Source organism: Nocardioides sp. SRI_004, assembly GCF_057586415.1.
This window is the reverse complement of record NZ_JBYCZV010000004.1, coordinates 303,290-315,329: the sequence shown is the minus strand read 5'-3', so window position 1 is coordinate 315,329 and position 12,040 is coordinate 303,290. Positions and strand designations below refer to the sequence as shown.

Genomic DNA, 12,040 nt, shown 5'->3' with positions numbered 1-12,040 from the left:
TGGTGCCGGACAAGATTTCCCGTCCGCGTTCGGTCCGTTCGATGAAGCGGGGTCGCCCTAGTCGAACGCGAGCCGGAGCTGGACCCGGTAGCGGTCGCCCTCCTTCGAGACGGCGCCGCCCAGCGTGGCGAGCGAGTCGACGTCCTTCGCCGTCAGGTCGCCCTCGGACAACGTCTCCAGCCAGTGGCCGGCGCCGAGGTCGGTGTAGGCGAGGGCCACGGCGTCGTCGGCGTCCGGCAGGGCGTCCTCGAAGCGGCCCGAGTCGCCCAGCGTCTCGTCGGGGTCGACCAGCTCGGCGAGGTACGACGGGCTGGGGCCGATGACGAGGCCGTCGTCGGTGCGCTCCGAGCCCAGGAGCTCGGACAGCTCCTTCGTCCCGCGCAGCTTGGCGAGGGCCGCCTCGATCCTCTCCGGGTCGCCGGTGACCCGGACGGCGATGGGCAGGTCCTCGACGGACTCGTCGTCCACGAACCTCTCGAAGCCGTCCCCGGCCGCGAAGGCGATCGCGTCGCCGCCGAGGTCCTCGAGGTCGGCGGGGGAGAGACCCGTGGCCTTCTCGAAGGAGGCGATCAGCTCGTCCCCCTCCTGCTCGAGGAGGAGCTGGTTGCGGGTCAGCGCCCGCTCGGCCCAACCGTCGGCGAGGCCGCCGCCGAACGCCACGACCGTGTCGGCCGGCAGGCCTGCGATCGCGTCCCGCGCGCCGGCGTCGTCGTAGATGCCGTCGTACCCGGTCAGGAAGGGGTCGGCCACGACGTCGAGTTCGACGCCGCCGTCGTCGAAGCGGACGGTCCCGCCGAGCCCGGAGAAGTCCTCGAGGGCCTTGCGGGTCTCCGCCGGGATCTCGAAGAAGTCCTCCTCGTCGCCGTCCGAGCCCTCGCCGGACCCACCGTCCTCGAGGTCGCCGTACTGCCGCTCGTAATAGTCGGTGAGCTCCTTGTCGAACTCCTTCTGCTCGGCGCGGGTGAGCTCGTCGTACCTGTCCATCCGGTCCCAGAGCGCCTCCTCCTCCGGCGACATCTCCGGCGCGGCGTCTTGGCCGGCGAGGTCCTCCTCGATGACGGACGAGAAGTCCGAGACCACGGTGGCTGCGGTGACCATCGCGCTGACCGGGTCGAGCGAGCCCAGCGGGCCTGCGGCGAACAGGAAGAACGGGAACCCGTCGCTCACGTCCAGCAGGGCCTGGCCGGCCTCCGGCGCGGCGTACAGGGTCACCACCCCGGGATCGCCGGTGGCGCCGGTGAGCTCCTTGAAGTCCTGGTCCCCGGCCAGGTCGGCATCCTCCGCGTCGGCCCGGACCTGCTCCGCGATCTCGTCGCTCTCGGCCAGGATCGCCCAGCCGTCACCGACGGTGAAGCCGAACTCGTCGTCGCCGCAGCTGTCGGCGACCTTCGCGAGCCCCCTCCGCGCGCCGTCGGGGTCGGAGACCTGGAGCGCCACGACGAGCGCCGGCTCCTCCAGGGGTACGACGGCCAGCGCGCCGCGGTCGCCCGCCCAGTCCTCGACCTCGCGCCACGGCAGGTCGCAGCCGCCGTCCTCGGCGATGCTCTCGACGAGCGACTTGCGCAGGTCGTCCTGGCTCCCGATCCCGAGCTCCTTCGCGAGCGAGGGGATCCGCTTCAACGCCCGGTACGCCGCCACCTTCTGGCCACCCGGCGGGTCGAGGTCGACGGCGACGTAGGCCAGCGTGTCGGCGGGGAGTGCCTCGGCCGGCTGGGGTCCCTGCGCCGCCCACACCTGCCACGCCCACGCGCCGCCACCGACGACCGCGGCGACGCCGACGATCCCGGCGATGGCCGCTGCCCGACGGCGCGGCCGGCGGGGCTCGGTGGGCGGAAGGGGAACGGCGTCGGCGAGGGTCACCGCCACACCGTAGGTGTGATCCGAGGTGCGTGAGGGGCGAACGGGACAGGTCAGGGGTCCCGGATCTGCGTGTTACCCCCGGTTGCATCTACCCATTGTCCGCAACACGGACTTGCACTAACTTGGCGGGCATGGGATCGATCGGATCGAGCCAGCAGGAGTACCACGACCTCCTCCGGACGCTGTCCGAGGCGTCGGTCGAGCACCACTTCGACGCGTTCACCGATGTCGCCTGGGACGACCCGGAGAACGCGATCGACCCGCAGGACCCGCGCTGGATCCTGCCCTCGGTCGACGCGCTCGGCCGGACGGAGTGGTACCGCTCGCTCCCGCGGGAGCGCCAGATCGAGGTCGGCTTCTACCGCCAGACCAACGTGGTCAAGGTGGGCCTGCAGTTCGAGCAGGTGCTGATCGCCGGCCTGATGATGTACTGCCTCGACCTCCCCAACGGGCGCCCGGAGTTCCGCTACTCCACGCACGAGGCGACCGAGGAGTGCCACCACACGCAGATGTTCCAGGAGTTCGTGAACCGGACCGGCCTCGACGTCGCCGGGTCCCACACGCTCTTCCGGGCGCTGGGCCCGTTCCTGCCGCTCGCGGCCAAGCACCTGCCCTTCATCTTCTTCATCGGCGTGCTCGGCGGCGAGGAGCCGATCGACTACGTGCAGAAGGTGATGCTGCGCTCGGGCGAGGAGATGCACCCGCTGCTGCGCCGGATCAGCCAGATCCACGTCGCCGAGGAGGCGCGCCACATCGGCTTCGCGCACCAGTACCTCGAGCACCGCGCGCCTCGTCTCGGCCGCTTCCACCGGCTGTTCGCCTCCGTGCTGACCCCGGTCCTGATGCGCGTGCTGTGCGACGCGATCGTCGTTCCGGGACGCAAGGCGGTCAAGGACATGGGGATCCCGCCCGAGGTCGTGCGCGAGGTGTGGTGGGAGAGCCCGGAGTCGCGCGAGTTCCTGCGCGACATGTTCGGCGACGTGCGGATGCTGGCCGACGAGCTCGGCCTGATGAACCCGGTGTCCCGCCGCGTGTGGCGGGCGCTCGGCATCGCCGGCCGCTCCAACCGGTTCCGCAGCGAACCGGCCCGCGCGGCCTGACCGAGGGCCGTCAGTCCGCGAGGTACCAGTCGGGAAGCCGGCCCGGCTGCAGGTCGGTCGGGTCGCCCGGCCGGGTGAGGGTGAGCACGGCACGCACGATCTCCGGCCGGTCGTGGAGCGCGTCCTCGATCGCGCCGAGGCGACCGGCGACATCGGACTCGGGCGCGTCGCCGACGAGGTCGACCGCGGCGACCAGGAAGATCCGGTCCGCGCCGACCCACTCCATGTAGAGATAGCTGATCCGGGCGATCTCGGGGTGGTCGAGCAGCGCCCGCAGCGCGATGTCGCGGGTCAGCGGCGTCACGGTCTCCCCGGTGAGGAAGTCCATGTTGCGCCGGATGAGGAAGAGCGCGACGACGCCGAGCAGCAGGCCCACGACGATGGACCCGACCGCGTCCCAGACGGCCTCGCCGGTCACCTGGTGCAGCAGGATGCCGAGGAAGGCGATGACCAGGCCGATCAGGGCGGCGAAGTCCTCTGCGAAGACCGCGCGCAGGGTCGGGTTCGAGGTCAGCCGCAGGTAGCGCAGGGGCGAGACGCGGCGCCGTACCGCCGCCCGCTGGGCCTGGCGCAGGGCCTGGAGGAAGGACGTGCCCTCCAGCGCGAACGCGATGCCGAGCACGGCATAGGCCCAGGTGTACGACGGCACCTCCTCCTCGTGCCCCAGCGACTGCACCCCGTGCCAGACCGACACCGCAGCGCCGACGGTGAAGAGGCCGAACGCCGCGAACATCGACCAGATGTAGCCGACCCGTCCGTAGCCGAGGGTGTGCGTCGCGTCGGGGGGCCGCGCGGCGCGACGCTCGCCGACCAGGAGGAAGACCTCGTTGCCGGCGTCCGCCCAGGAGTGCGCGGCCTCGGCGACCATGGAGGCCGAGCCGGTGACGCCCGCCGCCACGGTCTTGGCGACCGCGATCAGGAGGTTGGCCCCGAAGGCGATGACGACGGTGAGCAGGCTCTCGTTCTGCGGCTCCTCGAGTTCCGGCACGGGCCGACGCTACCCCGCGTCGACGAGGGAGCGCCGCATGTCGTTGACCCACTGCTTGTAGGCGACGTGGCTGGCGCGCAGCTCCTCGCCGGGCCAGTCGCGGGGGAGCAGCTCGGCGGGGAGGACGGGGTCGGTCAGCAGGTGCCGGCCCGACGTGGCGCAGGCGGTGAACCGCAGCACCGGGTCGGTGGTGTCGGTCGCGGCGAGCAGCTCACGGGCCGTGCGGGCCCAGTCCCCGAGGTCCCACAGGCGGCCGGCGAGCTCTCGTGCGTCGGTGGCGGCCGCTCCGGTGAACCGGTCGCTCACCTCCTCGACCGCGGCCGGCCAGTCGATGGCCAGGTTCGCCGGCCGCGTCCAGACGCCCTCGCGCAGCTCGGCCAGCCGCAGCTCGCCCAGCGTCGTGCGCAGGTCGGCCCGGTCCGCGGCGGTCCTGCCGGCCGTCGTCACCGCGACGATCTCCCAGCTGCCGTCCCAGTCGTGGACCGCGGGCCGGGTGGCCCGGTCCTGGCGCCGCTGGCGCTCGAGGAGGCGGTCGGAGAGCCGGTGCCGTCCCTCGTCATCGCGTACGACGTCGCCGGCCGCCGCCATCCGCGAGAGCGCCACCCGCACGGCCGGCTCGGCGAAGCCGACGACCGACGCCGCAGCGACCAGCTCCCGGGTGGTCAGGCTCGGCAGCTCGGCTCCGAGCAGGAGCGTCAGCAGCGCCGAGCGGGTGGTGACGGGCTTGAGGGCAGGCATGATGGCGTGATGTTACGACAGCGCGACGGTCGTCGGGAATCTGTTGTGACCTTTGTCTAACACTCTAGGCACGACTGTCGGAACTGTGTAACGGTTCCGGCATGACGGAGAACACCACCAGCCAGCGCCTCGCCGGGCGGACCCTGATGATGTCCGGCGGCAGCCGGGGGATCGGCCTCGCGATCGGCATCGCCGCGGCCCGTGAGGGCGCCAACGTCGTGCTGCTCGCGAAGACCGACGTGCCCGACCCGCGCCTGCCCGGCACGGTCCACACCGCCGCCGCCGAGATCGAGGCTGCCGGCGGCCAGGCGCTCGCGGTCGTCGGCGACGTCCGTGACGAGGCGTCGGTCGACAACGCGGTCGCCCGGGCCGTCGAGCGCTTCGGTGGCATCGACATCTGCGTCAACAACGCCTCGGCCATCGCGCTGGACCCGACGGCCGACCTGCCGGTCAAGCGCTTCGACCTGATGACCCAGATCCAGCTGCGCGGCACCTACCTGCTCACGCGGGCCTGCCTGCCGCACCTCCGGGTCGGCACCAACCCGCACATCCTGTCGCTGAGCCCGCCGCTCAACCTGTCGCCGGAGTGGCTGGGCAAGCACCCGGCGTACACGCTCGCGAAGTACGGCATGTCGCTGCTCACCCTCGGCTGGGCCGCCGAGTACGCCGAGGACGGCGTCGCCGCCAACTGCCTGTGGCCCGAGACGCTCATCGCCACCGCCGCGGTCCAGAACCTGCTCGGCGGCGACGACGCGATCGCGAAGGCGCGGACGCCGGAGATCGTGGCCGATGCCGCGATCGAGATCCTGACCCGGCCCTCGCGCGAGCAGACCGGTGAGGCGCTGCTCGACGTGGACGTGCTGCGCCAGGCGGGCGTGACCGACCTGTCGTCGTACGGCGGCACGGGCGAGCTGGAGTACGACATCTTCGTCGACGGACCCCGATGAGCGGCCCCCGCACCGACGCGTTCGCCGCCTTCCTCGGCGTCGACGTCACCGGGTACGGCGGCGGGCGGGCCGAGGCGCGGGTGCGCGTGTCCCAGGACCACCTCAACCCGCACGGCACCGCCCACGGCTCGTTCCTCTTCTCCCTGGCCGGGATCGCGCTCGCCGCCGCGGCCAACGACGACGAGCACTCCGGCGTGGTGAGCGCGGTGCACATCGACTACGTCCGGCCCGCGCGTCCGGGCGACGACCTGGTCGCGACCGCCGAGCTCGCCGAGCGCCTGGCCAAGGAGGACCTGTTCGTCGTCCGGGTGGTGCACGGCGACGAGCTGGTCGCCCGCGCGAGCGGCCGCGCGAACCGACGGGTCCGGCAGGCGTCCTAGCGGTCCAGCGCCAGCCGCAGCCGGGCGTGGCGCCGGACGAAGATGCTCGGCACCCACGTCGCTGCGTCGTCGCCGTCGAGGCTGAACGACGTCGTCCGCGCGAGCAGCGCCCGCAGGGCGGTCGACGCCTCCATCCGGGCGAGCGCGGAGCCGACGCAGAAGTGCGCGCCGCGGCCGAACGCCAGGTGCTGGCGGATGCCGGGCCGGTCGAGGTCGAGCTCGTCGGGGCGGTCGAAGCGCGCCGGGTCCCGGTTGGCTGCTCCCCAGAGCAGCAGCAGGTTGCTGCCGGCGGGCACCTCGACCCCGCCCAGCCGGGTGTCGGCACGGGCGTGCCGGTAGTGCCCGCGGAAGGGCGACTCGAGGCGGAGGCACTCGTCGAGGAAGGGGTCGAGCAGCTCGGGAGACGTCCGCAGCCGGTCCTGGAGCGCCGGATCGGTCGCGAGCAGCCGGGCCGCCGTCCCCATCAATCCCGCCGTGGACTCGCCGCCCGCGCCGACCAGCTGGAGCAGGACCAGCACCGCGGTCGCCGGATCGAGGACGCCGTCGTGGCACGCCCGGGCCAGCTCGCCCATCAGGTCGTCACGGGGTGCCGCGAGGGCGGTCGTGAACCGGGCCCCGAGGTGGGCGTGCAGCTCGAGCGACGCCGTGACGGTGGCGGTCAGGCGCTCGGCGTCGACCCAGCCGCCGAGCATCTCGGTGCTGTCGTAGGCCCAGCGGAGCAGGTCCGGCACGTCGCCGGGCGGGAGCCCGATCAGCTCCGCGACCAGGACCAGCGGGAGCCGGTCGGCCATGTCCCGCGCCCACTCGGCCGTGCCGCCGGCGAACCAGCGGTTCCAGAGCAGGTCGGCCTGGCGCTCCACGGACGACTCGAGGGCGCGGATCCGGCGTCCGATCGTGCCGAGGACCGCCGAGCGGTGCGGCTTGTGCACCGGGTCGTCCGCCGTGGCGAGCACCTGCTCGACGGTGCCGCCGCCGTCCATCGGCAGCGCCGTCGGCGTACCGCCGGGGGAGCGGAGCAGCACCGCCCGCAGGTTCGAGGAGTACGACGCCGGGTCGGCCAGCACCTCGTGCACCAGGTCCCACGACGAGACCAGGAAGAAGTCGGTCCCCGCGATCCGGTGCACCGGCTCGGTGGCGCGCAGCCGGGCCAGGGCGTGGTACGGGTCGTCGATGAGGTCGGGGTCGAACACGTCGAACATGGCAGGAGCGTCGGCGGCCGTACCGTCCGGCGTCAACGGGAGCGGACAGGCCGTCGCCGTCCTCATCGACGAGTGTCTCATTCCTCGCTCAATTGTGGCCCTCAGGTGTCTCGGTACGAGACCCTGTGGAGGTGAGCGACTGGCTGGTCGGCGGGCCTCGCAAGGATGCCGCCGTACGACGGGTCCACCGGGCCGCACGGGAACTCTTCCTCGAGCGCGGCATCGAGCAGACCACCGCCGACGCGATCGCGCGCCGGGCCGGCTGCTCGCGGGCCACGCTCTACCGGCTCGTCGGCAGCCGCGCCGCGCTCGTCGACGACCTCCTCACGTCAGGTGCTGCGGACGTGGTCGCGCAGGTGGAGCAGGCGATCGCGGGGCTCGGCGGCGCCGAGCGGGCCACGGCCGCGATCGTCACGGCCGCGGCGGCGATCCGCGCGGATCCCGTCGTGTCGACCTGGCTGCGCGGGCAGGACTCCCTCGACGACGTCCTCGGCGGACCCGACGGCGTCACCGCGCTGGCTCGTGCCCTGACCGGCGCCGTCCGGCCCGGGTCCCGGGACGCCGAGTGGATCGTCCGGTCGGTGCTCGCCCTGGTGGCCATGCCGGGGCGGGACGCCGAGGCGGAGCGCGAGCTCGTGGCGTCGTACGTCGTGCCGGCGCTCGGCCTCAGGAGCTGATCGCGCGCTCGGTGCCGAGCCGTGCCCGAGCCGCGGCCCGCACCCCGGCCTCGTGTGAGCCGGGAGCGGCATGGCCCGCCGACGCTGTGCCCTTCCAGGTGCCGCGGATGCCGTGCTCGCGCTGCATCGTGCGGAAGTAGTCGACGACCTCGACCTCCTTGGCGCGGATCGCGAGCTCGGTGGAGGTGGGGCGGTCGTCGACCGGTGGCTCGGCGGCGATCGCGGCGGCGCGGGCCTCGTCGCGCGCCCGGGCGAGCCGGTCGCCCACGTGGTCGGCCCAGGCCTCGTAGAAGGCGGCCCGCGCGGTCGACCCGTGCACCGGCCGGTCCTCCCAGCGGCGGCTGCGCGCGTTCCAGACCTGGCGGGTGTCGGACTTGTGCGCGCCGGAGCGCAGGTGGGCGTCGCCGTCGGCGACCATCTGGGTGACCAGCGAGGCGTAGAGCGCCTTGACGACGGCGATGTCGGACGGGAAGCCGTAGAGGGTCACCCGGGTGTTGCTCGTGTAGATGGCGACGCGCACGTCGTTGGCGCGGGCGATCTCGAGCACGAGGCGGACGTAGCGCGCGAGCGACCTCTTGCCGGACTCGCCGATGAGCACGGTCTCCCAGGCCGGGTCCTGGCGCTGCTCCTCGGTCTGCGCGGTGGCCCGCGCGACGGCGAGCGCGATCTGGTGCCGCGTGGCGAGGGTCTGCGCCTTGGCGAAGAAGGCGTCGCGCTCCGCGGTGTTGCTCGTCCGCTCCGCCTGCCGCAGCAGGCGACCGATCCGCAGCAGCGTGCGGTCCTCGCCGTCGATGCCGGTGTCGAGGCCGGAGAGCCGGTAGGCGGTGTGCAGCAGCTCGGCGAGCACCGGCATCCCGACGTCCTCGAGCAGCCGGAGGAAGGTGCTGCGGAAGGCGGCGCCGTGCCCGTCGACCCCGGCCAAGTGGTGGGCCACCTCGTGGAGCACGACCGCCGCCCGCAGCGACCACGCCCCGCCGATCTCGCGCGGCGGGATCGCCATCACGCCCCGCAGCGGCAGCTCGCCGCGCTCGTAGTGGGCCTGCCGGTCCCCGCGGCGGGGGCGCACCACGACCGGCACCGTCGCCAGGTCGAGGCCGCTCCCGTCGTCGTACCGGCTGTCGGTCGCGACGAGGTGGGCGAGCACGCGGTCGACATAGTCCTGGACGTGGGCGGGGTCGGTGAAGCGGGGCTCCGTCTCCGGCTCGAGCTCGAGGACCTCGCGCCCGGCCGTGATCCGCAGTGGGCTGCCCGGGCGTCGGCGCGCCTCGTCGAGCCAGCCGGCGAGAAGGTCCTCGGCGGCGTACACGGAGCGGGTGTCGTCGGGCATGGGAACAGCCTCTCAGGTGGTCCCGACACCGGATGTGATCCCTCCACAGGGGGTTCTGGTGTGGCCGGGCCGTGCGGTGGATAGCCTCCCCCTGCGGCAACCGCCGCAGAACCTTCACCAAAACTGACATCCCGGGGGCAACAAACCATGCATGTGAAGTCCTTGCGACGCATCGTCCTGATGGTCGTCGCGATGGTGGCGAGCTCGCTGTCGCTCGTCGCCGTCTCCACCGCGCCGGCGAACGCTGCGGCCTACAGCAGCTTCGCGGAGCTCGAGAACAACTACAGCTCCGTCCGGTACGGCGTCGCGGTCACCCTCACCGGTCGCGTCGGCTACGACACCGCGGCGCCGAAGTACGTCAACGCCGGAACGGCGACGCTCCAGCGCCTGCCCTACGGAGCGAGCAGCTGGGCCAACGTCAGCTCCAAGACCTACACCGACACCACGACCGACCTGGTCTGGTCGCTCAAGCCGTCGAACACCACCCAGTACCGCATCGTCTACTCGGGTGGCACCTACGGCGCCGACACCTACGGCACGTCGGTCTCCAACGTGGTCAAGGTCGGCGTCAAGCGCAACCTCGGCGACAACTTCAACCGCTCGACCCGCGTCTTCTACGGCAAGGTGACCCCGAGCTACGCCCGCCGCACGGTGTACATCCAGAAGTCGACCTGCACCAGCCCGACCAGCTCGTCGTGCACCTGGAGCCTCTACAAGACGCTCACGACCTCGTCGACCGGCGCCTGGTCGACCAAGCTGCCCGCCTACTCGCGCAAGACGCACTTCCGCGGCCTGGTGAAGGCGAGCAACGGCTACATCGGTGGCTACTCGAACTACTACGTGACCACGTACTCGTACTGACCGGTCGGACCTGGCCTCCCGAGGGTCAGGCCGACTCCTCGAAGCCGGCTGCGGGGCTCGTGCCCTGCAGCCGGTTTCGTGTCTCCACGAGCTCGCTGACCGCCTCGACGAAGCGCACGGTGCTGTCGCCGACACCGTTGTCGTCGAAGTAGTGGTGGCGCATCGCGGCCCGCGCGATCCGGTGCTCGTCGTGCTCGAGCCGGTCGGCGAGCAGGTCGCTCAGGCTGGCGATGTCGTCGGCGTCGATGACGTCGGCGCAGCGGCTGACCGGCACCTCCTGGCGCAACCGCTCGGCGTCGGCGTGCCGGTCGGTGATCAGGATGGGCTTGTCGGTCTGGAGGTAGAGCCAGTCGAGGCCGACCGAGGAGACGTCGGTGATCATCGCGTCGCAGCCGGGGAAGACGGCGAGGATGTCACCCTGCCAGACGGCGGCGTGGCCCGCCTCGGGGTCGGCCTCGGCGGCGCGCTCGATGAGGTCGAGGATCGCCTGGTGGCCCTCGCGGATCGCGGCGATCTGGCTCGTCGTCACCTTGGGGTGCGGCTTGTAGACCAGGCGGACGTCCGGCACCGCGAGGACGGCGCGCACGATGTCCGGACCGAAGACGTCGACCGACGTGTAGCAGTTGTAGGCGGCGTCGCCCTCCCACGTCGGGGCGTAGAGGACGGTACGCCGCTCGCTCGGCGGCAGCAGGGGAGCGGGGCGCAGGTCGAGCTGCGGCCGGCCGATCCGGACCAGCCGCCACTCGTCGAGCTCCATCAGCGCGGCGCGGTGCCGCTGCACGGCGGCCTCGCCGGCCACGAACACGCGGTCGTAGGCCTTGGCGTTGTTGCTGACCATCGAGTGCTTGTCGCTCTCGCCGTGGTTGATGTGCACGTGCATCATCCGGCCGTCGAGCAGCGAGTTGAAGTTGGTCATCGAGTTGTTGCAGTACAGGACGACCGCGGCGTCGAGCTCGTCGTACAGCTGGGCGAGGTCGTTGAAGCCGGGGGCGAACAGCACGGGGAGCGTGGTCCGCTCGGTGACGATGTCGCGCGTGGCGGCGTCGCGGGTGAGGATCCCGACCGGGTGCGTCGCGTCGAGCCGTTCGAGCACCGGGAGCCACTGCAACAGCTGGTAGACCCGCGTCGGGTCGTCAGCGAAGTAGGCGATCACCTGGGGGTCACGGGGCTTCTGCACTCCCGGATGTTAGGGGTCGCGGTGTCACACCAACGAACTGGGAACGTCCGCTGAATGTTGCGTTTCGGTAACCTCGCCCGGTGCCCGCCGTACGCCGCCTGCTCAACCGCTCCGTCCACGCCGCCTGGCAGTGGCTCGAGCGGGTGGGCGACGTCTCACCGGGCACCGACCTCGGCGACCGTTTCGGGTCCTTCGGCCAGGGCGCGTGCCTGGCCTTCCCGATGGCGACGGTGGTCAACCCGGAGGCGATCCACGTCGGGCGCGACACCCTGATCGGCAAGTACTCGACGCTCTCGGTCGGCTACGGCCCGACCCAGGCGGTGCTGCCGGAGAGGGGACTGGTGATCGGCGAGCGGTGCGTGATCGGCGCCCGCGCCTGCATCACGGCGCACGAGTCGATCACGATCGGCGACGACGTGTGGTTCGGCCAGGACGTGTTCGTCTCCGACGCCAGCCACGGCTACCAGGACCCCGACGTCCCGGTCGGCCTGCAGTTCGGTGCCCACCAGCCCGTCGTGATCGGCGCCGGCTCGTGGATCGGCCACGGCGCGATGATCCTCCCCGGTACGACGATCGGGCGGAACGTCGTGGTCGCCGCCGGCTCGGTCGTGCGCGGGGTCGTCGAGGACCACGCCGTCGTGGGCGGCGTACCGGCCCGCACCATCCGGCGCCTCGAGCCCGGACGCGGCTGGGTGTCGGCCTCCGGTGAGGGCGACGTGCGCGCGATCGCCGGGGCGCCGTCGGTCTGACCGGCGGGGTTTGGGGTGGTTGCCCTAAGGTGGTGGC

General features: G+C 72.4%; 12 protein-coding genes. 6 read left to right on the top strand and 6 right to left on the bottom strand.

From position 1 onward, the window contains the following. Positions 1-57: 57 nt before the first annotated feature. The gene (locus AC2YHB_RS07445) at positions 58-1,860 is read right to left on the bottom strand and encodes a hypothetical protein (protein WP_179651180.1); all 1,803 of its coding nucleotides are present in this window, start codon (positions 1,858-1,860) and stop codon (positions 58-60) included. 131 nt (positions 1,861-1,991) lie between these two features. Here AC2YHB_RS07445 and AC2YHB_RS07440 point away from each other — a divergent pair, with 131 nt between their 5' ends. After that, the gene (locus AC2YHB_RS07440; RefSeq protein ID WP_179651181.1) at positions 1,992-2,960 is read left to right on the top strand and encodes an AurF N-oxygenase family protein; all 969 of its coding nucleotides are present in this window, start codon (positions 1,992-1,994) and stop codon (positions 2,958-2,960) included. Positions 2,961-2,970: 10 nt separating this feature from the next. Here the strand turns inward: AC2YHB_RS07440 and AC2YHB_RS07435 are convergent, their stop codons facing one another. Further along, positions 2,971-3,948: a cation diffusion facilitator family transporter gene (locus AC2YHB_RS07435; protein ID WP_036545591.1), complete on the bottom strand. Its 978-nt coding sequence runs from the start codon at positions 3,946-3,948 to the stop codon at positions 2,971-2,973. Positions 3,949-3,957: 9 nt separating this feature from the next. Continuing rightward, positions 3,958-4,686, bottom strand: a complete 729-nt coding sequence (locus tag AC2YHB_RS07430; RefSeq protein ID WP_051932262.1) for a PaaX family transcriptional regulator C-terminal domain-containing protein — start codon at positions 4,684-4,686, stop codon at positions 3,958-3,960. Between the two features lie 101 nt (positions 4,687-4,787). Here AC2YHB_RS07430 and AC2YHB_RS07425 point away from each other — a divergent pair, with 101 nt between their 5' ends. Further along, on the top strand, positions 4,788-5,633 hold the full coding sequence (locus AC2YHB_RS07425; RefSeq protein ID WP_179651182.1) for an SDR family oxidoreductase: 846 nt from the start codon (positions 4,788-4,790) through the stop codon (positions 5,631-5,633). Then, positions 5,630-6,013 (top strand): hotdog fold thioesterase, encoded by a 384-nt coding sequence (locus tag AC2YHB_RS07420; protein WP_179651183.1) that lies wholly within the window; start codon positions 5,630-5,632, stop codon positions 6,011-6,013. Before AC2YHB_RS07425 ends, AC2YHB_RS07420 begins: the two co-directional genes overlap by 4 nt. Here the strand turns inward: AC2YHB_RS07420 and AC2YHB_RS07415 are convergent. Next, positions 6,010-7,212: a cytochrome P450 gene (locus tag AC2YHB_RS07415; RefSeq protein ID WP_487353706.1), complete on the bottom strand. Its 1,203-nt coding sequence runs from the start codon at positions 7,210-7,212 to the stop codon at positions 6,010-6,012. The genes AC2YHB_RS07420 and AC2YHB_RS07415 overlap by 4 nt on opposite strands. A 131-nt stretch (positions 7,213-7,343) precedes the next feature. On the opposite strand from AC2YHB_RS07415, the gene AC2YHB_RS07410 reads away from it, so the two are divergent. Beyond that, on the top strand, positions 7,344-7,889 hold the full coding sequence (locus AC2YHB_RS07410) for a TetR/AcrR family transcriptional regulator (protein ID WP_487353705.1): 546 nt from the start codon (positions 7,344-7,346) through the stop codon (positions 7,887-7,889). Here AC2YHB_RS07410 and AC2YHB_RS07405 read toward each other — a convergent pair. Beyond that, positions 7,879-9,216, bottom strand: coding sequence for a TIGR04338 family metallohydrolase (locus AC2YHB_RS07405; protein ID WP_179651185.1), 1,338 nt, complete (start codon positions 9,214-9,216; stop codon positions 7,879-7,881). The genes AC2YHB_RS07410 and AC2YHB_RS07405 overlap by 11 nt on opposite strands. 162 nt (positions 9,217-9,378) lie before the next feature. On the opposite strand from AC2YHB_RS07405, the gene AC2YHB_RS07400 reads away from it, so the two are divergent. Next, a complete protein-coding gene (locus AC2YHB_RS07400) occupies positions 9,379-10,077 on the top strand; it encodes a hypothetical protein (protein ID WP_487353704.1) in 699 nt (232 codons plus the stop codon). Between the two features lie 25 nt (positions 10,078-10,102). On the opposite strand, the gene AC2YHB_RS07395 is transcribed toward AC2YHB_RS07400, so the two are convergent. Further along, positions 10,103-11,254: a CDP-glycerol glycerophosphotransferase family protein gene (locus tag AC2YHB_RS07395; RefSeq protein ID WP_179651189.1), complete on the bottom strand. Its 1,152-nt coding sequence runs from the start codon at positions 11,252-11,254 to the stop codon at positions 10,103-10,105. Positions 11,255-11,334: 80 nt separating this feature from the next. On the opposite strand from AC2YHB_RS07395, the gene AC2YHB_RS07390 reads away from it, so the two are divergent. After that, a complete protein-coding gene (locus AC2YHB_RS07390; RefSeq protein WP_277987703.1) occupies positions 11,335-12,003 on the top strand; it encodes an acyltransferase in 669 nt (222 codons plus the stop codon). Positions 12,004-12,040 lie beyond the last annotated feature (37 nt).

What these genes read in the sequence shown, in the direction of transcription:
- AC2YHB_RS07440 (WP_179651181.1), top strand. Translation starts at nt 1,992, where the DNA reads ATGGGATCGATCGGATCGAGCCAGCAGGAGTACCACGACCTCCTCCGG.
- AC2YHB_RS07430 (WP_051932262.1), bottom strand. Translation starts at nt 4,686, where the DNA reads ATGCCTGCCCTCAAGCCCGTCACCACCCGCTCGGCGCTGCTGACGCTC.
- AC2YHB_RS07425 (WP_179651182.1), top strand. Translation starts at nt 4,788, where the DNA reads ATGACGGAGAACACCACCAGCCAGCGCCTCGCCGGGCGGACCCTGATG.
- AC2YHB_RS07420 (WP_179651183.1), top strand. Translation starts at nt 5,630, where the DNA reads ATGAGCGGCCCCCGCACCGACGCGTTCGCCGCCTTCCTCGGCGTCGAC.
- AC2YHB_RS07415 (WP_487353706.1), bottom strand. Translation starts at nt 7,212, where the DNA reads ATGTTCGACGTGTTCGACCCCGACCTCATCGACGACCCGTACCACGCC.
- AC2YHB_RS07405 (WP_179651185.1), bottom strand. Translation starts at nt 9,216, where the DNA reads ATGCCCGACGACACCCGCTCCGTGTACGCCGCCGAGGACCTTCTCGCC.